This window comes from Rhizobacter sp. (assembly GCF_032229685.1).
Lineage (GTDB): Bacteria > Pseudomonadota > Gammaproteobacteria > Burkholderiales > Burkholderiaceae_C > LMDS01.
The window spans coordinates 480,412-504,845 of record NZ_JAVTWP010000031.1; the positions used below are offsets into that span (position 1 = coordinate 480,412).

23 protein-coding genes are annotated in these 24,434 nt (G+C 68.3%); 11 read left to right on the forward strand and 12 right to left on the reverse strand.

What is annotated here, in order from left to right:
* Positions 1-20: 20 nt before the first annotated feature.
* From AC30PD_RS13970 to AC30PD_RS14005, 8 genes are read left to right on the forward strand one after another with little or no spacing between them, the layout of a single operon-like run.
* A complete protein-coding gene (locus tag AC30PD_RS13970; protein WP_448169748.1) occupies positions 21-1,172 on the forward strand; it encodes an acyl-CoA dehydrogenase family protein in 1,152 nt (383 codons plus the stop codon).
* Positions 1,173-1,179: 7 nt separating this feature from the next.
* Positions 1,180-2,334, forward strand: coding sequence for an acyl-CoA dehydrogenase family protein (locus tag AC30PD_RS13975; RefSeq protein WP_489536247.1), 1,155 nt, complete (start codon positions 1,180-1,182; stop codon positions 2,332-2,334).
* Positions 2,335-2,379: 45 nt separating this feature from the next.
* A complete protein-coding gene (aliB, locus tag AC30PD_RS13980; RefSeq protein WP_489536248.1) occupies positions 2,380-3,552 on the forward strand; it encodes a cyclohexanecarboxyl-CoA dehydrogenase in 1,173 nt (390 codons plus the stop codon).
* 45 nt (positions 3,553-3,597) lie between these two features.
* Positions 3,598-4,368: an enoyl-CoA hydratase/isomerase family protein gene (locus tag AC30PD_RS13985; RefSeq protein ID WP_489536249.1), complete on the forward strand. Its 771-nt coding sequence runs from the start codon at positions 3,598-3,600 to the stop codon at positions 4,366-4,368.
* Between the two features lie 15 nt (positions 4,369-4,383).
* A complete protein-coding gene (locus AC30PD_RS13990; protein ID WP_489536250.1) occupies positions 4,384-5,556 on the forward strand; it encodes an acyl-CoA dehydrogenase family protein in 1,173 nt (390 codons plus the stop codon).
* Between the two features lie 16 nt (positions 5,557-5,572).
* On the forward strand, positions 5,573-6,169 hold the full coding sequence (locus AC30PD_RS13995; protein ID WP_489536251.1) for a TRAP transporter small permease subunit: 597 nt from the start codon (positions 5,573-5,575) through the stop codon (positions 6,167-6,169).
* Positions 6,166-7,455, forward strand: a complete 1,290-nt coding sequence (locus AC30PD_RS14000) for a TRAP transporter large permease (protein ID WP_448169742.1) — start codon at positions 6,166-6,168, stop codon at positions 7,453-7,455. Before AC30PD_RS13995 ends, AC30PD_RS14000 begins: the two co-directional genes overlap by 4 nt.
* Before the next feature lie 36 nt (positions 7,456-7,491).
* Complete coding sequence (locus tag AC30PD_RS14005; RefSeq protein WP_489536252.1) at positions 7,492-8,520, forward strand: TRAP transporter substrate-binding protein; 1,029 nt, start codon at positions 7,492-7,494, stop codon at positions 8,518-8,520.
* A 30-nt stretch (positions 8,521-8,550) separates the two neighbouring features.
* Here AC30PD_RS14005 and AC30PD_RS14010 read toward each other — a convergent pair whose 3' ends face one another.
* The 4 genes from AC30PD_RS14010 to AC30PD_RS14025 form a co-directional block, all read right to left on the reverse strand.
* Positions 8,551-9,519, reverse strand: coding sequence for a Bug family tripartite tricarboxylate transporter substrate binding protein (locus AC30PD_RS14010; RefSeq protein ID WP_489536253.1), 969 nt, complete (start codon positions 9,517-9,519; stop codon positions 8,551-8,553).
* 41 nt (positions 9,520-9,560) lie between these two features.
* The gene (locus AC30PD_RS14015) at positions 9,561-10,763 is read right to left on the reverse strand and encodes a CaiB/BaiF CoA transferase family protein (RefSeq protein ID WP_489536254.1); all 1,203 of its coding nucleotides are present in this window, start codon (positions 10,761-10,763) and stop codon (positions 9,561-9,563) included.
* Between the two features lie 80 nt (positions 10,764-10,843).
* Complete coding sequence (locus AC30PD_RS14020; protein ID WP_489536255.1) at positions 10,844-11,983, reverse strand: FAS1-like dehydratase domain-containing protein; 1,140 nt, start codon at positions 11,981-11,983, stop codon at positions 10,844-10,846.
* Between the two features lie 26 nt (positions 11,984-12,009).
* On the reverse strand, positions 12,010-13,578 hold the full coding sequence (locus AC30PD_RS14025) for an acetate--CoA ligase (protein WP_489536256.1): 1,569 nt from the start codon (positions 13,576-13,578) through the stop codon (positions 12,010-12,012).
* 96 nt (positions 13,579-13,674) lie between these two features.
* Between AC30PD_RS14025 and AC30PD_RS14030 the strand changes: the two genes are divergently transcribed.
* Positions 13,675-14,451 carry an IclR family transcriptional regulator gene (locus AC30PD_RS14030; protein WP_489536257.1) on the forward strand — a complete coding sequence of 259 codons (777 nt, stop codon included), beginning with the start codon at positions 13,675-13,677 and terminating at the stop codon, positions 14,449-14,451.
* Positions 14,452-14,509: 58 nt separating this feature from the next.
* Here the strand turns inward: AC30PD_RS14030 and ilvB are convergent, their stop codons facing one another.
* The 4 genes from ilvB to AC30PD_RS14050 are packed head-to-tail and all read right to left on the reverse strand — an operon-like array spanning position 14,510 to position 18,639.
* Positions 14,510-16,246: a biosynthetic-type acetolactate synthase large subunit gene (gene ilvB, locus AC30PD_RS14035; RefSeq protein WP_489536258.1), complete on the reverse strand. Its 1,737-nt coding sequence runs from the start codon at positions 16,244-16,246 to the stop codon at positions 14,510-14,512.
* Positions 16,247-16,301: 55 nt separating this feature from the next.
* Positions 16,302-17,207 carry an acyl-CoA thioesterase gene (locus AC30PD_RS14040; protein WP_489536259.1) on the reverse strand — a complete coding sequence of 302 codons (906 nt, stop codon included), beginning with the start codon at positions 17,205-17,207 and terminating at the stop codon, positions 16,302-16,304.
* Complete coding sequence (locus AC30PD_RS14045) at positions 17,204-17,629, reverse strand: acyl-CoA thioesterase (protein ID WP_489536260.1); 426 nt, start codon at positions 17,627-17,629, stop codon at positions 17,204-17,206. Before AC30PD_RS14045 ends, AC30PD_RS14040 begins: the two co-directional genes overlap by 4 nt.
* A gap of 41 nt (positions 17,630-17,670) precedes the next feature.
* Entirely contained in the window at positions 17,671-18,639 is a 969-nt protein-coding gene (locus AC30PD_RS14050; RefSeq protein ID WP_489536261.1) for a Bug family tripartite tricarboxylate transporter substrate binding protein, read from the reverse strand.
* 134 nt (positions 18,640-18,773) lie between these two features.
* On the opposite strand from AC30PD_RS14050, the gene AC30PD_RS14055 reads away from it, so the two are divergent.
* Complete coding sequence (locus AC30PD_RS14055) at positions 18,774-19,556, forward strand: enoyl-CoA hydratase/isomerase family protein (RefSeq protein WP_489536262.1); 783 nt, start codon at positions 18,774-18,776, stop codon at positions 19,554-19,556.
* Positions 19,557-19,617: 61 nt separating this feature from the next.
* Here the strand turns inward: AC30PD_RS14055 and AC30PD_RS14060 are convergent, their stop codons facing one another.
* From AC30PD_RS14060 to AC30PD_RS14075, 4 genes are read right to left on the reverse strand one after another with little or no spacing between them, the layout of a single operon-like run.
* Positions 19,618-20,388 (reverse strand): SDR family NAD(P)-dependent oxidoreductase, encoded by a 771-nt coding sequence (locus AC30PD_RS14060; RefSeq protein ID WP_489536263.1) that lies wholly within the window; start codon positions 20,386-20,388, stop codon positions 19,618-19,620.
* 7 nt (positions 20,389-20,395) lie between these two features.
* Entirely contained in the window at positions 20,396-21,601 is a 1,206-nt protein-coding gene (locus AC30PD_RS14065) for a CaiB/BaiF CoA transferase family protein (RefSeq protein WP_489536264.1), read from the reverse strand.
* Positions 21,602-21,635: 34 nt separating this feature from the next.
* A complete protein-coding gene (locus AC30PD_RS14070) occupies positions 21,636-22,703 on the reverse strand; it encodes an acyl-CoA dehydrogenase family protein (protein WP_489536265.1) in 1,068 nt (355 codons plus the stop codon).
* Positions 22,700-23,860, reverse strand: a complete 1,161-nt coding sequence (locus tag AC30PD_RS14075; protein ID WP_489536266.1) for an acyl-CoA dehydrogenase family protein — start codon at positions 23,858-23,860, stop codon at positions 22,700-22,702. The genes AC30PD_RS14070 and AC30PD_RS14075 overlap by 4 nt, the downstream gene beginning before the upstream one ends.
* A 113-nt stretch (positions 23,861-23,973) precedes the next feature.
* Here AC30PD_RS14075 and AC30PD_RS14080 point away from each other — a divergent pair, with 113 nt between their 5' ends.
* Positions 23,974-24,432 (forward strand): MaoC family dehydratase, encoded by a 459-nt coding sequence (locus tag AC30PD_RS14080; protein ID WP_448169726.1) that lies wholly within the window; start codon positions 23,974-23,976, stop codon positions 24,430-24,432.
* The last annotated feature ends 2 nt before the right edge of the window (positions 24,433-24,434 follow it).

Here is a 24,434-nt window from a genome sequence, read left to right on the forward strand (position 1 = left end):
CGCGGCAAGGACTTCACCCCATGGACTTCAGCTTCACCGAAGAGCAGAACCTGTTGCGCGACAGCGTGCGCGCGATGCTGAACCGCGTCGCCACGCCGGAATACATCCGGCGCTGCGACGCCGAGCCGCGCTACCCCTACGAGCTGTACGACGCCTTCGTCGAGATGGGCCTGCTGCGCATGCCGTTCCCGGAGTCGGTGGGCGGCCTGGGCGGCAGCGTGATCGACTTCGCCGTGATCGCCGAAGAGCTCGGCCGCAAGAGCTACGACTTCCTCGGCGCCTACGGCACCTGCGTCTTCAACGGCCTGAACATCCTGCACAACGGCACCGAGGCGCAGCGCGCGCACTGGCTGCCCAAGCTGCTCGACGGCGAGATCCGCATGTCGATCTCGATGACTGAACCCGGCGCCGGCTCGGATGCCGGCGCGATGCGCACCAGCGCGCGCCGCGACGGCGACATGTGGGTCATCAACGGCCAGAAGGTGTTCTCGACCGGCGCGGGCGCCGACAGGAACGTCATCAACCTGTATGCCCGCACGCAACCCGAAGGGCCGCACCAGCAGGCGCTGTCGCTGTTCCTGGTCGACAAGGACACGCCGGGCATCACGCTGCGCAAGCTCGACACGCTGGGCCGGCGTTCGCTGGGCACCTACGAGGTGTTCTTCGACGACGTCCGCGTGCCCGCCGACCGCTTGGTGGGCGAGCCGGACAAGGGCTGGGGCTACATGCTGTCCGGTCTGCAGCTCGAACGCTTGATGACGGCGGCGGGCTATGTCGGCGGCGCGCAAGCGGCGGTCGACCTGGCCCTGGCCTACGCCAAGGAGCGCAAGCAGTTCGGCAAGCCGATCGGCACCTTCCAGGCCATCGCCCACATGCTCGCCGACATGCAGACCGCGGTCGAGGCGAGCCGGCTGATGATGTGGCGGGCCGCCTGGCAGCTGGCGCGCGGCGAGGATGCGCTGATGGCGATCTCGCAGGCCAAGCTGTTCGGCTCCGAGGCCTACGCCAACATCGCCAACCAGGGCATGCAGATCATGGGCGGCTACGGCTACATCATGGAATTCGACATGCAGCGCCACTACCGCGATGCACGTGCCACCACTATCACCGCCGGCACCTCGCAGATGCAGCGCAACCTGATCGCCGGCCTGATGGGCCTGAAGACCAAATGAGGCCCGCATGGATTTCGATCTGACCGAAGAACAGGTGATGCTGCGGGATGCCGCGCGCAAGCTGGCGCAGCAGGAGTTTCGCGACAAGGCCGCACGCTGGGACCGTGAAGAAGCGTTCCCGGAAGAGAACAAACACCGCCTGGCCGAGCTCGGCTACCTCGGCCTGAGCGTCGACAAGGAGTTCGGTGGCGCCGGCGCCGGGCTGGTCAGCACCTACCTGGTGATCGAGGAACTCGCCAAGGTCGACCTGCTGACCGCGATGATCGTGCACGACCAGAACGTCTCGCCGCGCATCATCGCCAACCACGGCCCCGACGAACTCAGGCGCCGGCTGGTGCCGCGCTTCGTCACCGGCGAGTTCGAATGCAGCATCGCCTGGACCGAACCGCAGGCCGGCTCCGACGGCACCGCGATCCGCACGGCGGCCGTGCGCGACGGCGACGAATACCTGATCAACGGCAGCAAGATCTTCACGACCTTCGGCGACCGCGCCGACATGCACCTGGTGTACGCGCGCTTCGGGCCGTCGAGCGGTGCCAAGGGCATCGGCACGATCGTCGTCGAGCGCGATCGGCCGGGGCTGACGGTGCGCAAGCTCGAGGGCAAGATGGGCGTGCGCGGCGCGGCCGAGAACGAGCTGTTCTTCGACAACGTGCGCGTGCCGGCGAGCAACGTCGTGACCCTGGGCGACCCGCAGAACTCGCGCGGTTTCGTCAGGCCGCTGACGATCTACAACGGCACCCGCGTCGGCATGGGCGTGATGGCGCTCGGCGTGGCCGAGGGCGCGTTCGACCTGGCGCGCGAGTACATGACGGTGCGCGAGCAGTTCGGCCAGAAGTTGAGCGAGATGCAGGGCCTGCGCTGGATGATGGCCGATTCGCTGATCGAGATCGAGGCCGCGCGCTGCCTTTGCTACAAGGCGCTGGCGTTGATCGACGCCGGCAAGCCCGACCCGCAGCTGTGCTCGATCGCCAAGGTCTTCGCCACCGAAATGGCGCAGCGCGTGACCGTGCAATGCCAGCAGATGTTCGGCGGCTACGGCTACTTCGGCTCGCTGCCGCTGGAGCGCATGGTGCGCGACGTGCGCATGCTCACGCTGACCGGCGGCACGACGCAGACGCAGAAGAATGTGATCGCCGGTCACATCTTTCCGAATTCGTGACCGGCAGCTTGAACCCCTTCACCCGATGAATTGAGGAGACTCTGAATGGACTTTTCACTGAACACCGAACAAGTGGCGATGCGCGACATGGCGGCGCGTTTCGCGAAGGAACGGCTGGCGCCCGACTACATGAAGCGCGAGAAGACGAACACCATCGACCGGACCATCCTGAAGGAGATGGGCAGCCTGGGCCTGATCAGCGCGGCGCTGCCCGAGGAATTCGGCGGCATGGGGGTGGACTGCGTCACCTCGGGCGTGATCATCGAGGAGATCGCCGCGGGCGACTTCAACATGAGCTACGTGCAGTTGGTGAGCTGGCTGATGGGCCAGATCCTGTGCAAGTACGCCGAGCCGGACGTGGCGAACGAATGGGTGCCCAAGCTCGCGGCGGGCGAGGCTCTTGTGGCTTTGGGCCTGACCGAACCGCGCGGCGGCTCCGACGCCGCCAACCTGACCCTGCGTGCCGAGCGCAAGGGCGACCACTACCTCATCAACGGCGAGAAGACCTCGATCAGCTTCTGTGAGCAGGCCGACGTGATCGTGTCCTTCGCCCGCACCGGCAAGGTCGAGGACGTGGCCAAGGGCATCAGCGCGTTCGTCGTCCCGATGAACGCGCCAGGCGTCAGCCGCGCGCGTTTCAACGACGTGGGCACGAAGATCGTCGGTCGCGGCTCGGTGTTCTTCGACAACGTGAAGATTCCGGCCAACCACCGCATGGGCGAGGAGAACCGCGCGTTCTTCCAGATCATGAACGGCTTCGACTACAGCCGCGCGCTGATCGGCCTGCAGTGCCTGGGCGCGGCGCAGGCCTCGTTGAACGAGTCCTGGGAGTACATCAAGGAGCGCAAGGCCTTCGGCGCGCCGCTGGCCCAGTACCAGGGCGTGACCTTCCCGCTGGCCGAGGCCGATACGCTGCTGACCGCGGCGCGCGCGCTGTGCTACCGCACGCTGTGGCTGCGCGACGCGAACCTGCCGCACACCGCCGAGGCCGCGATGTGCAAGTGGTGGGTGCCCAAGATCAGCTACGAGGTCATCACGCAGTGCCTGCTGACCCACGGCCACTACGGCTACACCACCGACCTGCCGCACCAGCAACGCATGCGCGACACGCTGGGCCTGCAGATCGGCGACGGCACTGCGCAGATCATGAAACTCGTGATCGCGCGCGAGCGCGTCGGCCGCATCGCGGTGCAGTACGCGCAGGGCAGCAACAAGTGATCTGATCCCGGGCTTCGGGGCCTGCCACGCCAACTGGAGAATTTCATGACGGTTCGAATCGAGCGCCACGGCGCGGTCGCGCATCTCGTGCTGGATCGGCCCGAGCGCCTCAACGCGCTGACGCCGGAGATGATGGAGCAGCTCTCCGACGCGACCCTGAGCTTGCAGAAGGACGGCGCGGTCCGCGCCGTGCTGCTGCGCGGCGAGGGGCGCGCGTTCTGCGCCGGTGCCGACGTCGGCACGATGCAGAGCCTGGACGTGCTGAGCGGCCGGCAGCGCGTCCAGCGCGCGCACCGCGTGATCACCGGCCTGGCCAATCTCGACAAGCCGGTGATCGCTGTGGTGCGTGGCGCGACCGTGGGCGTTGGCTGGAGTCTGGCACTGGCCTGTGACCTGATCCTCGCGTCCGACAACGCCAAGTTCAGCCTGGTGTTCAAGAAGATCGGCTTGGCGCCCGACGGCGCCGCGGCCTACTTCCTGACGCAGTACATCGGCGTGCTGCGGGCGCGCGAGCTGATGATGTCGGCGCGCATGGTGCCGGCCGAAGAGGGGCGACAGCTCGGCATGGTCAACGAGGTCGTGGCCGACGATTTGCTCGACGCGCGCGCCGTCGCGCTGGCCGAGGAGCTGGCCGAATCGGCCACCTTCGCGCTCGCGGTGGGCAAGCGCATGTTCCGCAACGCGATGCAGCCCAGCCTCGAGGCATTTCTCGACTACGAAGCCCAGGCCCAGAACCTGGTGCTGCACAGCGACGACCGCAAGGAAGGCGTCGCGGCCTTCATGGAAAAGCGCAAGCCCAAGTTCGTTGGCCATTGACACCGGAGTACCGCCATGTTCCAGCTCGACCCCGACCTCGAAGCCTTCCGCCAGGAAATCCGCAAGACCGCCGAGCGCGCCTTCAGCGCCAAGGCCGCGTACTGGGACGAGAAGGAGGAATTCCCGACCGAGAACCGCGACCTGCTCGCCAAGCTCGGCTACCTCGGCATGGTGATCCCGGAAGCCCACGGCGGCTCGGGCGCGCCGGTGATCCAGGGCACCATCCTGCTTGAGGAAGTGGCGCGGGTGTGCTTCAACACCGCGCTGGTGGCGCAGATCGCGCTCAACGGGCCGTCGCGCGCGCTGGCGGTGCTGGCGTCCGAGGAGCAGAAGCAGCGCTGGCTGCCGGGCTGCGCAAAAGGCGACTACAGCTTCGCTATCGGCATCAGCGAGCCCGGCGCCGGCTCGGGCATGACCGACATGATCACCTCGGCCACGCCCGACGGCGACCACATCGTGCTCAACGGCCAGAAGGCCTACTGCACCGGCGGTCACCTGGCCAGCCACATCTTCGTGTTCGCGCGCTGGGGCAAGACGCAGGGCCCGCGCGGCATCGGGGCGCTGGTGGTCGAGCGCGGCATGAAGGGCTTCGAGGTCGGCCATCCGGACCGCAAGATGGGCGGGCGCGGCATGCCCGAGGTCGAGCTCTACTTCGACCATTGCCGCGTGCCGATGCAAAACGTGATCCTCGCCGGCGACCCCGACTCGACGCGCAGTTTCAAGCGCCTGATGAGCTCGTTCGGGCCCGAGCGCGTCGGCAATGCCGCGATGTGCCTGGGCGTGGCGCAGGCGGCCTACGAGGCCGCCAAGAAGTATTCGCAGGAGCGCGAGCAGTTCGGGCGGCCGATCTGCGAGTTCCAGGGTCTGCAGTGGAAGATCGCCGACATGGCGGTGCAGTTGCACGCTGCGCGCCTGATGATCTACCGCGCGGCGACGAACCTGGTCGACGGCTTCCCTGACCCGCTCGAAGCGGCGATGGCCAAGCTCTACGCCAACGAGATGGTGCAGCGTGTCACCAACGAGGCACTGCAGATCCACGGCCACGCCGGCTTCACGCGCGCGCTGCCGCTGGAGCGCATGGTGCGCGACTCGCGCGGCTTCGCGCTTGGCGGCGGCACGACCGAGATCCTGCGCAACACGATTGCTTCGATGGTTTACGGGCGCGCGTTCGATCAGCGCCGCTCATGACGCGGCAGCGACGGCGATGACCCAGCCCAGGCAATTGCCACCCGGTCCGGGCTCCGACGCCTCGGGCTTCGCCCGGCTGCGCGCCGCGATTGACGCCCTCGATGCCGCGCTGATGGCGATCGGCGGCGTGATGCTGATGCTGTTGATGCTGCTCGTCGTGGCCGATGTGGCGCTGCGCTACCTGTTCAACGCCCCGCTGTCCTGGTCGTACGAGATGGTGTCGAGCTACCTGATGCCGGGGCTGTTCTTCCTCGCGGTGTCCCACACACTGAAGGCGCACGGCCATGTCGCGGTCGACATCCTGCACAACCGCATGGGCCGGACCACCCGCTACGTTCTGCAGGCCGCGACCAGCGCGCTGGCTGCGCCGGTCTTCGGCCTGTGCGCGGTCGTCGCGGCGCAGCACACCTGGGGCGAGTTCCAGGTCGGCTCCGTCTCCACCAGCGGCATCGGGGCGCCGAGCTGGACCGTCAGCATCCTGCTGCCGCTGGGCTTCGGGCTGCTGGCGCTGCGGCTGGCCCTCGACGCCGCCGGCTACATCGCGACGCTGGCCTCGGGGCGCGAGGTGATTGCGTTGCCGCCGATCTCGGGCACCGAGGACCTCGGCACATGATCGCCAGTGGCGTCGTGCTGTTGTTGTTCGTGCTGCTGGCCGCGGGCATGCCGGTGGCGTTTGCGCTCGCCGTCGCCGGCAGCCTGGGCCTGTATCTGGTGGGCGGGGTGCAGACGCTGACCGGCGTGCTCGCGACGACGCCGCTGTCGACCGCTGCAACCTACGAACTGATCTCGGTGCCGATGTTCATCCTGATGGCAGAGTTCGTGATCCTCAGCGGCGTGGCCGACAATCTCTTCAAGGCGGCCGCGGCCTGGGTCGGCCGCGTGCCGGGCGGGCTGGCGATGGCCACCGCCATCGCCGGCGCCGGCTTCGGCGCGATCTCGGGCTCGAGCACGGCCTCGGCCGCGACCCTGTCCTCGACCACTTTGCCGGCAATGCTCAAGCAGGGTTACGACCCCAAGCTCGCTGCGGGGGTCGTGGCGATCTCCGGAACCCTCGCGATGCTGATCCCGCCGAGCATTGCGCTGGTGCTGTACGGCATCATCGCCGACGTCAGCATCGGCCAGTTGCTGGTCGGCGGCGTGATCCCGGGCATCCTGGTGACGCTGACAATCATCGCCACGGTCTGGGTCCTGGTCACGCTCGACCCGGCCTGCGCGCCGCGCGGCAAGGCCTACACGCTGCGCGAGAAGCTCGCGTCGCTGAAGGTCGTCGGGCCGATGCTGCTGCTGTTCATGGCCGTCACCGGTGTGATCTACACCGGCATTGCGACACCGACCGAAGCAGCCGGCATCGGCGCCTTCGGTGGCTTCTTGCTGGCAGCGCTGGAGGGCAAGGTCAACCGTGCGTCGCTGATGAAGGCGCTGACCCACGCCGGCCAAGCCAGCTGCATGATCATCATGATCGTCGTGTGCGCGAAGATCTTCGGCTACTTCTTCACGCTGACGCAGGTCACCCAGGTCATCGTGCAGTGGGTCGGTGCGTTGCAGGTGTCGCGCTGGCTCGTGATGGCGTTCATCCTGTTCGGCTTCCTGCTGCTGGGCTGCGTGATGGACCAGGTGGCGATCCTGATCCTGACGATCCCGGTGGTCCTGCCGCTGGTCAAGTCGCTCGGTTTCGATCCGGTGTGGTTCGGCGTGATCGTCATCGTCGTTGCCGAGGTCGGCCTGGTGACACCCCCGGTGGGGTTGAACGTGTTCGTCGTCTCTCGCTACGCGAATCGGCCCCTGCAAGAGGTGTTTGCCGGGGTCTGGCCGCATGTCTTCAGCCACTTGCTGCTGCTGGTCGTGCTGGTGGCGTTTCCGGCGATCATTCTGTGGCTTCCGGCGCAGATGGCGCCATAGCTGAGGCCACGCTGTCTCGACAACCAAAGGAACGACATGTCAACAACCCTCCGCCACCTGCTGCCGACCCTGGCCACGGTACTGTGCATCGGCGGCGCCGCTGGCGCGGGCGCGCAGACAGCGATCAAGCTCAAGATTGCCGACTCTTTCCCGGTCGGCCACTACCTGCCGAGGTACATGATCCAGCCGATGATCGATCGGCTTAAGGCCAGCCCTGCCGGCAAGGGCGTCGAGTTCGAGTATTACCCGGCCGAACAGATGGGCAAGGCCAAGGACTTTCTGTCGCTGACCCAGTCGGGCGTGCTCGACATCACCTATGTCGCGCCCGGATTCGTCTCCGACAAGATGCCGCTGTCGGTGGTCGCGGAGTTGCCGCTGAGCTTCACCGGCTCGTGCAAGGGCACGCTCGCCTACTGGAACCTCGCCAAGTTCGGTGGCCTGCTGTCGAAGAAGGAATTCGAGCCGAACGGGGTGCGCCTGCTGTTCACGATCGTGCTGCCGCCTTACCAGGTGGTCACGCGCAAGCCCTTCGCGTCGCTGAAGGACCTGGAAGGCATGAAGATCCGCGCATCGGGGTCGGCCAAGGAACTGGTGCTGAAGAAGATCAAGGCGACACCGGTGTTGATCCCCACGCCCGAAGTCTACGAGGCGCTCTCGCGCGGCACGATCGAAGGCGTGCTGTTCCCGTTCAACAGCCTGGTGCCGTACGACATCCACAAGCTGTCCAAGACTGCAACGGTCGGTGAGAACTTCGGTTCCTTCGTGGCCAACTACGTGATCAGCGAAAAGCGCTGGCAGAGCCTGCCCGTGCCCCTTCAGAAGGAACTCACGGCGATGGGCGAAGAAACCGCCCGAAGCACCTGCGCGCAGGTCGAGCGTGACGAGGCCGGCGAGATGGACAAGGTCAAGCAGGCCGGGGTTCAGCTGGTCACGCTGTCGGCGGCCGACAAGGCCGTGGTGTCGAACGCGATGCACGAGGTTGCCAAGGACTGGGCCGACAACCTCGACCGGCGTGGTCGCGCTGGCACCGAGGTGCTCGATGCCTTCAAGGCCGGCTTGAAGTGACGCTGGCGGCGCGCCGCGGCCGCAGCTGACTCAATCGACCTTGATGCCCGCCGCCTTGATCAACGGGCCCCATTTGGCGCGCTCGTTGTCGGCAAAGCTGCGCAGCCGTTCCGGGCTGCCACCAGCGGGTTCGATGCCGAGCTGCAGCAGGCGCTGACGCGTCTCGGGCTGCGCCAGGATCTTCACCATCTCGGCGTTCAGGGTCTCGATCACCGCGGGCGGCGTGCCGCGCGGCGCGTACAGCGCGTTCCACGCCGTCATCTCGAAGCCTGCCACGCCTTGCTCGGCGACCGACTTGATGCCCGGCATCAACTCGCTGCCCTGCAGCGAGGTGATGGCGATGGCTTTGAGCCGGCCTGCCTCGACCTGCGGGCGCATGGCCGTCACGGTGTCGATCGTCAGCGGCAACTGGCCCCCTATCACATCGGTCATGGCCGCCGCCGAGCCCTTGTAAGGCACGCCGAAAAACGGTGTCCCCGCCCGCTCGCGCAGCAGCTCAAGCACGATGCGGGCGCTGGTGCTGGGCAGCGCGACGTCGACCTTGCCGGGGCGCTTCCTGGCCGCCGCGATCAGTTCGCTGACCGACGAGGCCGGAAACGACGGGCTCGCAGCGATCACCATCGGCAACATGCCGGTCAGGATGACCGGTTCGAAATCGGCCGCGGCATCGAAGGGCATCGCGCCGTAGAGGAACGGGTTCTGAGCGTGCGTGGCGTTCGTGCCCATCGTCAGCGTGTAGCCGTCGGGCGCGGCCTTCGCGCCGGCGTCGGCACCGATGTTGCCGCCCGCGCCGGCCTTGTTCTCGACGTAGAAGGACTGCCCCAGCGCCTTGGAGAGCTTCTCGGCGAAATGGCGTGTGGCCACGTCGGTGCCCTGGCCGGCGGGGTAGGGGACGATGATGCGCACACTGCGGTTCGGGTATGACTGGGCCGCAGCCAGCAGCGGCAGCACCGCTGCGGCGATCAGAAGCACGCGGCGCGCGCATCGAGTGGGGTTCATCGGACTGTCTCCTTTTGTCTCTCGAGTCGCCACGCGACAAGTCACGGCGACGGGCGCATCACCGTGCCATTGGCGAGCAGGGCCTCGGCAGCCGCAGCGTCGCAACCGAGTTCGGCCAGGATCGCGGCCGCGTGTTCGCTCAGGCGCGGTGGCAGGTCGCCCGGTCGGCCGGGCGTGGACGACAGCTTCACCGGCAGGCCGAGCGAACGCCGGCCGTGCTCGTCCACCACCATCGCGCGGTGCGCCGCGTGCGGCTGCGAGAGCGCCTGCGCCACGTCGTTGACCGGACCTGCCGGCACGCCGCGGCGCATCAGGTCCGCACACAGCGGAGCGACCTCGAAGCCGAGCAGCGTGCGCTCGATCTCGGTGCGCAGCGCGTCGCGATTCTCCAGCCGTGCCGAACTGTCGGCAAAGCGCAGGTCGGTGGCGAGATCGGGCCGTGCCACGCACTCGCAAAAGCGCTTGAACTGGCCGTTGTTGACGACACCGAGAAACACCTCGCCGTCGGCGGCGGCATAGCGGTCGTAGGGTGCGATGTTCGGATGCGAGCTGCCCATGCGCTGCGGAATGCGCCCCGAGTAGAACCAGTTCGACGCGTGCGGGATCAGCAGTGCCAGCCCGGTGTCGAACAGCGTCGCCTCGACACGCTGGCCGCGGCCGCTGCGCTCGCGCGCGGCCAGCGCCAGCAGCACGCCGCTGAACGCGTTGTAGCCGGTCAGGTAGTCGACCACCGGCACGCCCAGGCGCAGCGGGCCGGAGTCGGGCGTGCCGTTGACGCTCATCAGGCCGCAGATCGCCTGCAGCACGGCGTCATAGCCGGGCAGGCCGCCGAGTGGCCCATCGGCGCCGAAGCCGCTGACGCTGCAATGGACGAGGCGCGGGTAGCGCGCCGCCAGCACGTCCTCGTAGCCCAAGCCCCACTTTTCCATCGTGCCGGGCAGAAAGTTCTCGATCAGCACATCGGCGTCGGCCAGCAGCTTCTCGAGCACGGCGCGGCCGGCCGGGCGCGACAGGTCGACGGCGATCGAACGTTTGCCGCGGTTCAGCGCGCCGAAGTACGCGACCTCGCCGCGCTCGTCCAGCGGCGGGCCGAAGCGGCGTGCCTCGTCGCCGTCCGGCGGCTCGACCTTGATGACGCTGGCGCCGTGGTCGGCGAGCATCTGCGCGCACAGCGGGCCGGCCAGTACGCGCGACAGGTCAAGAACCCGCAGGCCGCCCAGTGCGCTCGGCAAGGGTGTGCTCATCTCAGTACCGCCCGGCCGTTCCGAAGGGACTGAGCGCCCCCTCGGGGGGCAGCGAGCGAAGCGAGCGTGGGGGTTTCATTTCAGGCGCGGCGCGGCAGTTCGACGACGCCACCGCCCAGCACCGACAACTCGTCGTCCTGATTGCGCGCTTCCTGCTCGATCTCGACCAACGCGCGGCCATCCTCGACGAACTTGCGCTTGACCTTGCCCTTGATGAACAGCATGTCGCCGGCCGGGTTGTGGCGGCGGATCTTGCAGTGGGCGCGGCGCAGGAAGCCGTCGTCGCCCATCCAGTTGGTCAGGTGGTGGGTCAGCCACGAGCTGCGCTCGGGGCCGTAGTCGTAGGCGCCGGGTGCGCCGACCTCGAGCGCGAATTCTTCTTCCCAGTGCACGCGCTCGGGGCAGTCTGGAATGCCGAAGCGGTTCGCGATGCCCAGGCCCGGGTGCGCGTCGATCAGCTTCCAGGCCAGCTTGTTGGCGCGGATGTACAGGCCGCCCCAGCCCTGCGCGTAGGCGATGAAGCCGGTCACCGTCATCGGGCCCTTGAACATCACCGGCAACTCTTCGCCTTCAATCACGTCTTCCCAGTAGCGCTTGCTGGCGCCGCGCACCGGCTCGTCGCGGTACAGCTGGTAGGCCTGCGCGAGTTCATCCTCGGTGTAGCGGCGTGGCGGGCGGGCCTTGACCTCGGTGTACTTGGTGCCCTTCTCGCGGGCGTGATTGCGCTCGGTGCGGAAGCACCAGGTGTCGGCGCTGGCGATCGGATCACCCTGCTGGTTGAAGAAGTCGACGTGGTAGGTCTGCTGCACCGCGCGGCCGGCAAAGCGGGTCTCGTGCACCGTCAGGTCTTTCAGCCTCACCTCGGTGCTGATCTCGTCGTTGCGGCGCACCGGCTTGTGCCAGCTCCAGTCGGCCCCCGACCACATCGCGTGCACGCCGGGCAGGCCACCGACGTAGCCCGACACGATGCGGTCGGTGGCGTACAGGAAGCTCGGCAGCGCGACGATGCCGCCGTACTGCGTCTTCGCGGCGTAGTCGGGGTCGCACCACAGCGGGTTGTCGTCGCCGATGCCGTGTGCGTAGTGGCGGATGTTGTCGCGCGTGGCCTCGTGGCACCAGGGCTCGACGGTGCTGCCGATCTTGACACCGATGCGGCGGCGCAGGTCGTCCAGCCCTTGTTCGGTGATCTTCGGGAACTCGCGTTCGGTGGTCTTCGACATGGTGTCCTCTGTCTGGGCGAAAGTGGTCAGGCGGTGGCGGGGCGGCTCGCGAGCAGTTCGCGCTCGCGCAGGATCTTGCGGTTGACCTTGCCGGCGGCGGTCTTGGGCAGTTCGCCGACGAAGGCCATCTGGCGTGGGTATTCGTGCTGGCTGAGACGGCTGCGCACCAGCTCCTGGATCTCCTGCGTGAAGACCGCGTCACCAGCCCGTGCAGAGACGACGAAGGCCTTGACCACCTGGCCGCGCAATTCGTCGGCGACACCGATCGCGGCGGCCTCGTTGACATCGGGGTGCTTCAGGATCGCGTCCTCGATTTCGACCGCGCTCATGGTCCAGCCGGCCGAGATGATGGTGTCGTCGGCGCGGCCGCCGTGGAAGAAGTAGCCGTCGTCGTCGATGCGACCCAGGTCCTTGGTGGCGATCCAGTGGTCGCGCCGCCAGACCTTGAGTTCGCCGGTCACGCCGGGCGGGCAGGGCTGCCCCTGCGCGTCCTGCACCTCGACGCGGCCGCCCGGCACGGCCTTGCCGAGCGAACCCGGCTTGAAAACGAAGTCTGGCGCGCCGGGGTAGCCGACCAGCACCACGCCGATCTCGGTCGTGCCGTACATGCTGCACGCGGGATGGCCGAAGGTCTGCTGCACGAACGTGGCGGTCTCGCTGTCCATCGGTTCGCCGGTGAACGACAGCTTCTCGAGCGCGTAGTGATAGCGTGGCGCGGCGTTCGAGCGCCGGATCATGCGGTAGTGCGTGGCCGCGGCCGCGAGGTTGGTGAAGCGGTGTTCGGCCAGCGCGCGCAGCAGCCGCTCGGCATCGAAGCGGCCGGCGTAGGCACCGATCGTGATGCCCAGCGCCAGCGGCGCCAGCGTGCCGTGCCACAGGCCGTGTCCCCAAGCCGGCGACGACGGGCAGAAATAGCGGTCGCCGGGGCGCAGCCCGATGCCATAGAGCGCCGCCACCATCAGCGTGACGATGGCGCGGTGGCTGTGCTTGACGGCTTCGGGCAGTTCGCGCGTCGTGCCCGAGGTGTACTGGAAGATCGCGAGGTCGTCGGCGCGGGTCCGGGGCTCGTAGTGTGTCGGGAGGGCCGCCAACGCCGTCGACAACGCCGCGTCCGCCACGATCACCTGCACGCCAGTCCGGCCTTCGCATTGCGGCGCCTTCTCGGCGTTGGTCACGAGCAGCCGTGGTGCGCAATCACCGACCCGCAGGCGGATGCCGTCGGGCCCGAACAGCGTGAACAGCGGCACCGCGATCGCGCCGCACTTGATCGCCCCGAACAGCGCGGCGTAGAACGCGAGCGAGGGCTCGAGCATGATCGCGACACGATCGCCGGGCTGCACGTCGAGCGCCTCGAAGTGGTGGGCGAAGCGCGACGATGCCTGTGCCAGCTCGGTGAAGCTCAGCGATTCGTCGCGCCCGTCGGCGTGGGCGACGATGACGGCGGTGCGCCCGCCGTCGGTGCGGGCGTGCCGGTCGATGCATTCGTGCGCGATATTCAAGCACTCGCGGTCGCCGTCGAACAGCTCCCACAGCCGTGCCGACGAGAACTGTTCCTGAGCGTCCGAGAAACGCAGCGTGTCGGTGAGCCTGGGCATCGTTCGGGTGGGAAATCGCGGGAGAAGAATGCCACTATCTAACAATCGTTAGTTATTGTCAAATGAGACTTGTGATTGTCCTAATACAATGACTTCATGGCGAAAACACCGGCACCCACCGCACCTGTCGAGACACCGCGCGAGCGCGCCGTGCCGGCCGTCAGGCGCGCGGCAGCGGTGTTGAGACTGCTCGCGCAGACGCCCGAACCGATGGGCGTCAACGCGATTGCCCGCGCGCTCGGCCTGGTGCCCAGCACCTGCCTGCACATCGTGCGTGCACTCGTCGCCGAGCAGTTGCTCAAGGTCGACCCGGCGACCAAGCAGTACGGGCTGGGGATCGGCCTGCTGCCGCTGGCGCGCGCGGCGGTCGGCCACAGCGGGTTCTCGGCCACCGTGCAACCCGAGCTGCGGCGCCTGTCGAGTGGCTACGGCGTGACCGCGATCGGCATCGAGCTGGTCGGCCTCGAGCACATGATCGTCGTGGCGTTGTCACGGGCCCAGTCGCTGGTGAGTCTGCAGGTCGACATCGGCAGCCGCTTCCCGGCGCTGATCAGCGCCACCGGGCGCTGCGTCGCGGCGTTCGGCGGTCATCCGCGAACGGAAATCGAACGACGATTTCGCTCATTGCGCTGGCAGAACGCCCCCTCGCTGCCGCAGTGGCGGCGCGAGATCGAGCAGGTGCGCCAGCAGGGTTACAGCATCGACCGCGGCGACTACATCGGCGGCGTGGTCATCGTTGCGGTGCCGATGCTCGGCATGCGCGCGCTGACGCACAGCATCGCCGCGGTGGGCCTGGCCGATCAGATCGACAACGCGACCGCGGTCGAACTGGCCAAGGACATGCAGGCGTCGGCGCGCGCGCTGGCGCATTGACACCCGTTTGCGGGCCGGCTCGTCGCGCAGTCATCAACAGGCCCCGAGCGCAGCGTGCCTACCGCGCGACGTAAGGCCGATCCTTGCCGAGCAGCAGCTCGTGGTGCCCTCTCCCGGCCGGGATCATCGGAAAGCAGTTCTCGTCGGCCGTGACGTGCACGTCCAGAAGGAACGGACCTTCGCACGCCAGACACTCGGCGATCGCGGCGTCGAGTTCCGCGCGGCGATCGACGCGGCGAGCGCTCCAGCCGAAGGCCTTGGCCAAGGCGACGAAGTCCGGCAATGCCGCGGTGTAGCTGTGGCTGTAGCGTGCGCCGTGAATCAACTCCTGCCACTGCCGAACCATGCCCATGTAGCCGTTGTTCGACAACACAATCTTGACCGGCGTTCGGTGCTGAATCGCGGTCGACAGTTCCTGGATGTTCATCAGAATCGAGGCGTCGCCGCTGACGCACACCACCAGCCGATCCGGATGGGCAATCTGGGCGCCGATGGCCGCGGGCAGCCCGTAGCCCATGGTGCCTGCGCCGCCGGAGGTGAGCCAGCGGTGGGGGCGCTCGAATCGAAGGTGCTGCGCGGCCCACATCTGATGTTGTCCGACATCGGTGGAGACGATCGCGTCGCGCCCTTGAAGGGCGGCCTGCAGCCGTGCCATCAGGGCCGGTGCGGCGATGGCTTCGGGTGTGTCGACGTACGCAAGCGATTGTTCGGCACGCCATCGGCCGACGCGCGACCACCAGGCGTCGAGTCGCGCGGGCGCCAGATCACGCGGGCCCAGCGTGTCGAGCAGCGCCCGCAGCATTCGCTCGCAGTCGCCCACCAAGGGCACGGTGGCCCTGACGACCTTGTTGATCGAGGTCGGATCGACATCGATGTGGACGATGCTCGCGCTTGGGCAGAAGGTGTCCAGCGTTCCGGTCACGCGGTCGTCGAAGCGCGCCCCGACACAAACGACGAGGTCGGCGTGGTGCATCGCGAGGTTGGCCTCCAGGGTTCCGTGCATGCCCAACATGCCCAGCCATTGCGGGTCCGACGCGGGAAAGGCGCCCAGGCCCATCAACGTGAGCGTGCAGGGCATCGACGTGCGCCGAACCAGTTCCGCGAATGCGGCGCAGGCACCGGTGCCGGAATTGATCAGCCCGCCTCCGCCGTAGACGACCGGGCGCGCCGCCTTGGTGATCAGATCGACCGCGTTGCGCAATCGCCCCAGAGGCAACCCGCCCGCGACGGGGGCCGAAACGGCGCGCCCGCGAATCGCGCTGCCGGCGTGCGCCGGCCCCGCGGGCAGCGGATGCAGCTGCACGTCCTTGGGCACGTCGACCAGCACCGGGCCCGGCCGTGCGCCGGCGGCGATCGCGAACGCCTTGCGCAGACTCGGCACCAGCGCCTCGACCTTGCGCACCTGCACGTTCCATTTTGTGACGGTGCGCGAGATGCCCAGCGCGTCGCACTCCTGGAACGCATCGGTGCCGATCGCCGTGGTGGCCACCTGGCCGCTGATGCAGACCACCGGCACCGAGTCGCAGAATGCGTCCAGCAGGCCGGTGGTCGTGTTGCTCATGCCCGGGCCCGACGTGACGAACACGACGCCGACCCGGCCGGTCGTGCGTGCATAACCTTGTGCCGCATGCACGGCCGCCTGCTCGTGGCGCACCAGCACATGACGCAACAGAGGCCTGGCATGCAGCGCATCGTAGAGCGGAAGCACCGCGCCGCCGGGGTACCCGAAGACCGTGTCCACCCCGAGCTCAAGCAAGGTCTCGATGATCGCGTCGGCACCATTGCGCACCGGCATGGCAGCGGCGTCCTGGCAGGCCACGGTTTGGCGCGAAGGCGCTGGAGCCATGGGATCAGCCGCTCTCGGCGATCAGCCGGTTTGCTTCGGCGCGCACCGCCAGCGGTATCGCCACCGACTTGCGCGCGGCCAGGTCGAAGAACAACGCAGCCACGACGATTGTCGTGATGAGTTCGCCGCTGGCCGAATCAAGAACGTAGTGAACGAGGTGATAGACCTTGTCGCTCAGCGCGAGCATGCCGCTGCGGATCTCGACCGCCGCGCCGGCGCGCATCGGCCGGTGGTACGAGATGTCGTAGTCGAGTGCCGCCGATCCGAGCCCGCTCGCGAACAGTTCGGCGCGGTCGATCTTCATCGCCCGGAACAGGTGGGTGATCGCGTCGTTGAAGCGCGCGATATGCGCGCGCGGCGGTGCCACGCCCCCGGAGTCGCACTCCCAGGCCTCGACCGATCCGCGATAGGTGAGCAGCAGGCGATCGAGCTGCCGTTGTGCTGGCGGCAGGTTCGCCATCGGCGCTGGTGGCTGCAGTTCCGGCAGGTCTCCCGCGAGCGTGGCGGCGGCGGCGGCCACGTCGTCGGGCCAGGGCAGGGGCGTCGTGCGGTCCCGCGCGACCCAGCGCAGGCGCGTCTCGAACGCGGCCGATTCGATGCCGGTCTCCTGGTTGACCATCCGGCTGGCGATGTCTAGCGTGCCGTCGGCCGCCACCGCGCGAATGCCCGAACGAATGAAATAGATGTCGCCTGCGCGCAGTTCGCGCTTGAACAGCGCGCGGTCGGTGGCGGGCATCAGGCTGGCTTCGACGCTGCGCAGGCGTGACGGCGGCAGGCCCAGACGGGCCGCCAGATGGGCCTGTGCATCGCTCGCCTTGGCCAGATAGAACTGCACGTTCAGGTGGCCCCACTGGTCGCACTCCCAGGGGTTGATCGCGCCGCGGCCGGTGATGAAGCTCGGCGCGCTCACAGCGTGTCCTCCGCCAGCAGTCGCCCGCGCGCGCAGGCCAGCACGGCCGCATCCAGCGGCGCCGAGCGGCGCGCGTCGAGGTCCATGTTGACGGTGAACACCTTGGACGTCATCACCACTTGGCCGGTCTCGATCTTGGTCAGGCGGTGAAAGAAGGTGATCTTGCGTTCGCTGGCTTCGAGCACGCCGCTTTCCATGCGCAGCAGGTCGCCGGCCAGCGCTTCCTTCAGGTAGGCGATCTCTTGTTTGACGGCGGCCGGCGCCTGGCGCCGCTCGCGGATGAAGGCCGGTGTGATGCCGATCGACGTCATCACGTGCCACGCGGCGTCGGAGACCTTGGCCACGTAGAACTGCACGTTCATGTGGCCGAGGTGGTCGCATTCCAGCGGCGACACGCGGCCCAAGTAGGTTTCGACGAGCAATGGGTTCTCCCTGGCAATGCCGGTGGGTGGCGACGCGGCATTCACTCGGGCTTGATGCCCGCCGCCTTGACTGTGGCGGCCACCGACGACATCTCGGCCCGATGCAGCACATGGAGCGCTTCCCCATCCGCCGGCCGTGGCTCGAATCCGATGGCCCTGATCTTCGCGCCGATGGCCGGGTCCTTCAGGATCGCGAGCAGTTCGCGACCGAGCTGGCCGGCGATGTCCTTCGGCACGCCTGCGGGCGCGTAGAAGGCCACCCAGGCGGTGTATTCCATGCCCTTGACGCCTGCCTCGACGGCGGTCTCCAGTTCGGGCTCCAGCGGCGAGCGACGGATGCCGGTCTGCGCCAGCGCACGCAAGCGCCCGGCGCGGATATTCGGCTGACTGCTGGACAGGGGCTCGCACACCAGGTCAAGTTGGCCTCCCATCAGGTCGGTCAGCGATTGCGCCGATGACTTGTAGGGCACTCTGAGCACATCGATGCCCGCTGAGGCCTTGAGGAGCTCTGTGCACAACTGGGCAGAACTGGTGCCGGAGCCGTAGCTGAGCTTGCCTGGACGCGCCTTGGCTGCGGAGACGAACTCCTTCAGCGTTTTGTACGGAGAGTTGGCCGGTACCACGAAGACGAAAGATGCGTCGGCGGCGAGCGCCAGCGGCACGAAATCCTTCAGCGGATCGACCGGGAAGTTTGCGTAGAGAAAGGCATTTGCTGCCATCGTCGTGTTCGAACCGATGAGCAACGAGTGGCCGTCGGCCGGCGCCCTCGCGGCGGCCACGACGCCCAACGTGCCGCCGGCGCCAGCACGGTTGTCGGCGATCACCGTCTGGGCCAGTCGCTCGCCGAGCGATTGCGCCACCAGCCTGGCGATCGCATCGGTGCTGCCGCCAGCCCCTTGAGGAATGATCATCTGGATTGGCTTGGACGGCCAGGCCTGCGCCTGCACCGAGGCCAGCGGCGCGAACGTGAACAAAGCCGCGAGAGCGAAGCTGCACTTGCGAGATTTCATGGATGGCTCCTTTGCACTAGCATCGATGTGAGAGAGGTTCGGCGCTGTGTGCGCGGCGCGGGCCTCGAAAACACCGCCGTCACGGCAGTGCCCGCAACGAATGAGGCCGTTCCGGCCTCGATACAGGAGAGTTCATGGCCGAAGCTGCCGTCCTTGTGACCACCCGCGATCTCGTCTGCGAGATCACGCTGAACCGACCCGATCATCGCAATGCGATGTCGCCCGAGATGCTGGCGCCGTTTCAGCAGGTCATCGATCGCGTCAAGGGCGACCGCGACATCCGCTGCGTCATCATCACCGGCAACGGCACGAGCTTTTGTTCCGGGGCGGACTTTCGCAGCGGCATCCTCGACCGCGGCAACGAGCAGCCGCATGACGCCTCGTTCGGCATCTACCGGCCGTTCCTGACGATCCTCGAGGTCCAGGTGCCGGTCATCGCGGCGATGAACGGCCATGCGATCGGCGGCGGCTTTGGCCTGGGCCTGGTGTGCGACATCCGAATCGCCAATCGCGACGCACGCTACGGCGCGAACTTCGCGCGCTTGGGCATCCACTCCGGCATGGCGATCAGCTACCTGCTGCCGCGCATCACGAGCGTGCCGCGCGCCGCCGAGCTGCTGTTCACGGGGCGCGTGTTCTCGGGCGCCCAGGCGGCCGAGATGGGCATCGCCAACCACGCCGTCGAGCCCGATCAGGTGCTGCCGAAGGCGCGTGAACTGGCCGCCGAGATCGCGGCGTGCGCGCCGGTGGCGGTGCGGATGATGAAGCGCTCGCTGTACCGTGGCCTGAACTGGGATCCGCGCAGCGCCGGCGAACTCGAGGCGTTCGCGCAATCGCGCACGCTCGAGATGGCCGACGCGAAGGAAGGCGTGGCGGCCTTGCTCGAGAAGCGCGAGCCGAAGTTTCGCGGCGTCTGATCGCAGCGCGGCCGCGATCATCGTGCCTGGCTTGGTCGAGTCACGTCTTTCGCGCACGGGCTCACCATCCGCCGAACGACAGGCCACCGTTGACGCTGACGGTCTGACCGGTGACCTGTGATGCGGCGTCCGACGCGAGGAACGCGACCACGCCGGCAACTTCGGCGGCGTTCGGCGCGCGGCCCTGCGGGAAGCGCTCGAGCGCCTTCGAGAACAGGCGGTTCTCGAAACCGGGCTTGGAGAAGATGCGGTCCCAGGCCGGCGTGTCGCTGGTCAGCGTCAGCGCGACCGCATTGACGCGGATGTGCCAGCGCGAGAACTCGCGTGCGAGCGCCTTCGTCATCAACAGGATGGCCGCGCCGGTGGCGCCGATGATGGCCTCGCCCGGGGTCGGATGGCGCGCCGCGTCAGTCGTCACCATGATCACCGAGCCGGCCCCGCGGGCACGCAGCGCGGGCAGCGCGGCGTGGACCGGAAAGATGCGCGGATAGAGCCGTGCACTGAAGGAAGCCTCGATCTGCGCGGCCGTCATCTCGGCAAACGGCGTCGGGCCGAGCGCACCGGCCGCGCCGGCGCTCACGAGGATGTCGAGTCCGCCGAAGCGCTGAACCGTGCGCTCGACGACGCCGCTCATCGCGGCATGGTCGCCGGCTTCGGCGACCTCGAACGCAGCCTCGGCGCCGAGGCCGCGCAGGCCGACCAAGGCCTCTTCGCCGTGCGCCGGGTCGCGTCCGGTCACGATCACCTGCGCGCCTTCTCGTGCCAGGGCCTGCGCCACCGCGTAGCCGATGCCGCGCGTGCCGCCGGTGATCAATGCGACCTTGCCCTGCATGCCGTTCTCAGTTCCTGGCGGCGTCGGGCGAGGTGGCGCCCGCCGCAGCCATCGCGGTGATCTCGGCGGGAGTGAATCCGGCCTCGCGCAGGATCTCGCCGCTGTGCTGTCCGAGCCGCGGCGCCAGCCGGCCGATGGCCAGCGGTGTCTTCGACCAGCGCGACGGCGGCCGCAGGCTGACCACGGTGCCCTCGGTCGGGTGTTCGTGGTGCTCGAAGAAACCGACCGCCTTCAGGTGCTCGTCGTCGAGCAGCGATTCGAGCGTGTGCAGCGGGCCGGCAGGAACATCGGCCTTTTCCAGCAGTTCCAGCCACTGCGCCGTGCTGCGGGTGCGAAAGGTCGCCTCGAGGAAGCCATAGACCTCGGCCGAGTGATCGGTGCGTGCCTGCAGCGTCGCGAAGCGCGGATCGTTCATGCGCTCGGGCTCGCCGATGCTTTCGAGCACAGTGCGCCATTGGCGGTCGTTGATGATGAACGTGCAGAGGTAGCCGTCCGAGGTGCGGAACGGGCGCCGGTCGTGGCTCAGGTGGCGCGGGTAGCCCGGCGGCCCGATCGGCGGCTCGAAGCTGGCGCCCATCAGGTGGTCGCCCAGCACGCCCTGCACCAGCGACTCGAACATCGGCACCTCGATCGATTGGCCCTCGCCGCTGCGCAGCTTGTGCACCAGCGCGCCGAGCACCGCGTTGACCAGCGAGATGCCGGAATAGCGGTCGGCCATCGCCATCGGGATGTAGCGTGGCCCTTCGGCGCCGGCGCGCTCGAAGAGGCTCGGAATCGCCGACATGCCCTGCATCAGGTCGTCGAGCGCGGGCTTCGCGGCGTACGGGCCGTCTTGCCCGAAACCGACCGCTCCAACGTAGACGATGGCCGGGTTCGCGGCGGACACGGCTTCGTACGACAGACCGAGCCGCGCCATCGCCGCCGGCCTCACGTTGTAGATGAAGATGTCGGCGTTCTTGGCCAGCCTGAGCACGGCATCGCGCCCGGCGGGCTGCTTCAGGTCGAGGACGATGCTGCGCTTGTTGCGGTTGTTCTGCTGGAAGATGCCGCCCATGCCGGGGCTGCGCGTCGGGCCGATCGCGCGCACCAAGTCGCCTTCGACGGGTTCGACCTTGATCACGTCGGCACCCATGTCGCCGAGGATCTGCGTGGCGAACGGTCCCATCAGATAGCCGGTCAGGTCGAGCACCCGGATGCCGTGCAGCGGTGTCATGGCGGGCTCCTGTCAGCAGCGTGGGTGCGCATCATCATCGGCTGGTCGCGGCAACGATGGCTTGCCAGGCGCCGGGCGCACCGGCATCGCGCAAGGCCTGCACCAGTTCGCGCGCCCAGTAGGCTTCGGCGCCGTGCTCGTCGCGCCAAGCCAGCATCCGGCGGGTGCTTTGATGCAAAGGGTGTTCGGCCGTGACGCCCATCGCGCCGTGTAGCTGGTGCGCGATCCGGGCGCACAGGCCGGCGGCCTCGCCGGCGCGCAGCTTGGCGGCTGCCATCGCCGCCAGCGACCAGGGACCGTCGCCGGTGCGTGCCGCCGCCTGAACCGCGACGCGCACGGCCGCGGTCTCTTCGGCGAGCTGCGCCAGCTGGTGTTGCACCGCCTGGAATTGGCCGATGGCCCGGCCGAACTGCACGCGCTCGCCGGTGTAGGCCAGCGTCAGCGCGAGCACGCGGCGGCAGGCGCCGGCAATCTGCGCGGCGCGCAGCAGCGCGGCACGGCCGAGCACGTCGGCGTGGCGCAGCCCCGGCAGGGGCCGGCACGTCTCGCCGGCCGCGTCGAGTGGCGAGTCGGGCCGCAAGACCCGGTCGCGCGGGTCGCCGGCCGGTGCGCGGTCGGGGGCGGTCGTGTACGAATCGTTCGGCAGGTACAGCAGCCAAGCCTCGGCGTCGTTGCCCAGCCCGACCAGCACGAGCCCCGCGCTGCGTGCCGCCCAGGGCACGTTGCGCGCCTCGATCGCGACGCGGCCTTGTCGATGCGCTGCGGCCAGATCGACCGTGCCGCAGGCAAAGCTCAGCGGCCCGGCCACGGCGGGCAGGCCGGCGCGGTCGAGCAACCAGCCGGCGAGCACGGTCTCGGCCACCGGCAGCGGCACGTTGAATTCGCCGGCGCGTTCGAGCAACGTGCAGGCGTCGGTCCAGTCGCCGCCTGCACCGCCGCGCTCTTCGGGCACCAGCAGCTGTGCGGGCGTCAACGCCTCGAGCGCCGACCACAGGGCCTGCGGCCAGCTGCCGGATTCGGCGCTGGCGACCACATCGGTCCCGCAACGCTGGGCGAACAATCGTTCGGCCGCTTCGGCCAAGGGGCGGGCGAGGTCGCTCATTTTCCTTGCAGGTTCTTCGCGATCATGTTGCGCAGCACTTCGTTGGTGCCGCCGCGCAGGTTGTAGGTGGGAGACAGCGGCAGCGCGTCGGCCATCAGCTGCATGAGCGCTTCGTCGCCGGCCACGCGCGCGTCGGCCGTCATCGCCTCGCGCACGATCTCGATCGCGTCGCGCTCGAAGTTCGTGCCCAGGTCCTTGACCATCGCAGCCTCGATCGCAGGCGACTGGCCGGCGCCGAGCGCGCCCCAGACCCCCAGGCTCATGTTGCGCAGTGTCATCAGCCGTGCCAGCAGACGGCCGGCGGCGATGTCGCCCACGGCCGCCGGGCCGGCCAGCACGAGCTGCAGGCAGCGTTCCACCAGCGGCATCGTGCTGAGGAAGCGCTCGGGGCCGCTGCGTTCGTAGGCCAGTTCGCTGCTCACCTGCTTCCAGCCGTCGCCGGCGTTGCCCACCAAGCGCTCGGCCGGCACCTGCACATTGTCGAAGATCACCTCGTTGAAATGGTGGCTGCCGTCGAGCATGCGGATCGGGCGGATGGTCACGCCCGGGGCCTTCAGGTCGACGATGAGCTGGCTCAGGCCGGCATGGCGCGCCTTGGGGTCGGCCGGCGCGGTGCGGCACAGCACGATGGCGTAGTGGCACAGGTGGGCGCCGCTGGTCCACACCTTGCGGCCGTTCAGCACCCACGTGCCGTCGGCCAGCTCGGCGCGGCTGCGCACCGAAGCCAGGTCGGAGCCGACATCGGGCTCGCTCATGCCGATGGCGAAGTAGGTCGTGCCGGCGGCGATGCGTGGCAGGAATTCCAAGCGCTGCGCCTCGCTGCCGAAGCGCATCAGCAGCGGGGCGCTCTGGCGCGCCGCGATCCAGTGCGCGCCGACCGGGGCACCGACGGCGAGCAGTTCCTCGTTGATCGTCAAGGTGTCGAAGGCGCTGCCGCCGCGACCGCCGTACTGGGTGGGCCAGTGGTAGCCGATCCAGCCACGCGCGCCGAGGCGGCGGCTGAAATCGGGCGCCAGCCCTTCGGTCCAGGAATCGCACCGGGGCGTGAAGCCGCCGGCGGCCAGTTCGCCGGCGATGAATTCGCGCACGGCGCCGCGCAGGCTCGTGGTCGCGGCGCCGATGTTTGGGAGTTCGAAATCGGGGTTGAGGAACAACATGGGAATACCGGGGAAGCGCGGCACCGAGGGCCGCCCGCATCATGCACCGAGTGAAGTATCCTGCCAACTGTTAGTTTGGCCACTCCGGCGCAACCCCAACCGAGGCGCATGCCATGTCCAACCGCTCGCTCGACGATCTGAACCCCGGCGATGTCTTCAAGAGTTACGGTCGCACCGTGACCGAGACCGACATCGTCAACTTCACCTGCCTGGCCGGCCTGAAGCTGCCGATCTTCATCAACGAGGAGTTCGCCAGGAAGCACACCGACTTCGGCGGTCGCATCTGCCCCGGCCTGCTGACGGCCAGCATCGCCGCCGGGATGATGGAGGAGATCCTCGGCCCGGCCACGATCGCCGCGCTCGAGCTGACCGATTTCAAGTTCACGGTGCCGGTGCGGCCCGGTGACACGCTGCGCGCCGAGATCACGATCGAGGGCAAGAAGAACCTGTCGGACGGCAAGCGCGGCGTGATGAGCGGCCGGGTGCGCGTGTTCAACCAGCGCGCCGAGCAGGTGTTCGAGTTCAGCGAGAAGCTGATGATGCGCCGCGGACGGGTCGACGACCTGGTCTGACG

What these genes read in the sequence shown, in the direction of transcription:
- AC30PD_RS13970 (WP_448169748.1), top strand. Translation starts at nt 21, where the DNA reads ATGGACTTCAGCTTCACCGAAGAGCAGAACCTGTTGCGCGACAGCGTG.
- AC30PD_RS13975 (WP_489536247.1), top strand. Translation starts at nt 1,180, where the DNA reads ATGGATTTCGATCTGACCGAAGAACAGGTGATGCTGCGGGATGCCGCG.
- aliB (WP_489536248.1), top strand. Translation starts at nt 2,380, where the DNA reads ATGGACTTTTCACTGAACACCGAACAAGTGGCGATGCGCGACATGGCG.
- AC30PD_RS13985 (WP_489536249.1), top strand. Translation starts at nt 3,598, where the DNA reads ATGACGGTTCGAATCGAGCGCCACGGCGCGGTCGCGCATCTCGTGCTG.
- AC30PD_RS13990 (WP_489536250.1), top strand. Translation starts at nt 4,384, where the DNA reads ATGTTCCAGCTCGACCCCGACCTCGAAGCCTTCCGCCAGGAAATCCGC.
- AC30PD_RS13995 (WP_489536251.1), top strand. Translation starts at nt 5,573, where the DNA reads ATGACCCAGCCCAGGCAATTGCCACCCGGTCCGGGCTCCGACGCCTCG.
- AC30PD_RS14000 (WP_448169742.1), top strand. Translation starts at nt 6,166, where the DNA reads ATGATCGCCAGTGGCGTCGTGCTGTTGTTGTTCGTGCTGCTGGCCGCG.
- AC30PD_RS14005 (WP_489536252.1), top strand. Translation starts at nt 7,492, where the DNA reads ATGTCAACAACCCTCCGCCACCTGCTGCCGACCCTGGCCACGGTACTG.
- AC30PD_RS14010 (WP_489536253.1), bottom strand. Translation starts at nt 9,519, where the DNA reads ATGAACCCCACTCGATGCGCGCGCCGCGTGCTTCTGATCGCCGCAGCG.
- AC30PD_RS14015 (WP_489536254.1), bottom strand. Translation starts at nt 10,763, where the DNA reads ATGAGCACACCCTTGCCGAGCGCACTGGGCGGCCTGCGGGTTCTTGAC.
- AC30PD_RS14020 (WP_489536255.1), bottom strand. Translation starts at nt 11,983, where the DNA reads ATGTCGAAGACCACCGAACGCGAGTTCCCGAAGATCACCGAACAAGGG.
- AC30PD_RS14025 (WP_489536256.1), bottom strand. Translation starts at nt 13,578, where the DNA reads ATGCCCAGGCTCACCGACACGCTGCGTTTCTCGGACGCTCAGGAACAG.
- AC30PD_RS14030 (WP_489536257.1), top strand. Translation starts at nt 13,675, where the DNA reads ATGGCGAAAACACCGGCACCCACCGCACCTGTCGAGACACCGCGCGAG.
- ilvB (WP_489536258.1), bottom strand. Translation starts at nt 16,246, where the DNA reads ATGCCGGTGCGCAATGGTGCCGACGCGATCATCGAGACCTTGCTTGAG.
- AC30PD_RS14050 (WP_489536261.1), bottom strand. Translation starts at nt 18,639, where the DNA reads ATGAAATCTCGCAAGTGCAGCTTCGCTCTCGCGGCTTTGTTCACGTTC.
- AC30PD_RS14055 (WP_489536262.1), top strand. Translation starts at nt 18,774, where the DNA reads ATGGCCGAAGCTGCCGTCCTTGTGACCACCCGCGATCTCGTCTGCGAG.
- AC30PD_RS14060 (WP_489536263.1), bottom strand. Translation starts at nt 20,388, where the DNA reads ATGCAGGGCAAGGTCGCATTGATCACCGGCGGCACGCGCGGCATCGGC.
- AC30PD_RS14065 (WP_489536264.1), bottom strand. Translation starts at nt 21,601, where the DNA reads ATGACACCGCTGCACGGCATCCGGGTGCTCGACCTGACCGGCTATCTG.
- AC30PD_RS14070 (WP_489536265.1), bottom strand. Translation starts at nt 22,703, where the DNA reads ATGAGCGACCTCGCCCGCCCCTTGGCCGAAGCGGCCGAACGATTGTTC.
- AC30PD_RS14075 (WP_489536266.1), bottom strand. Translation starts at nt 23,860, where the DNA reads ATGTTGTTCCTCAACCCCGATTTCGAACTCCCAAACATCGGCGCCGCG.
- AC30PD_RS14080 (WP_448169726.1), top strand. Translation starts at nt 23,974, where the DNA reads ATGTCCAACCGCTCGCTCGACGATCTGAACCCCGGCGATGTCTTCAAG.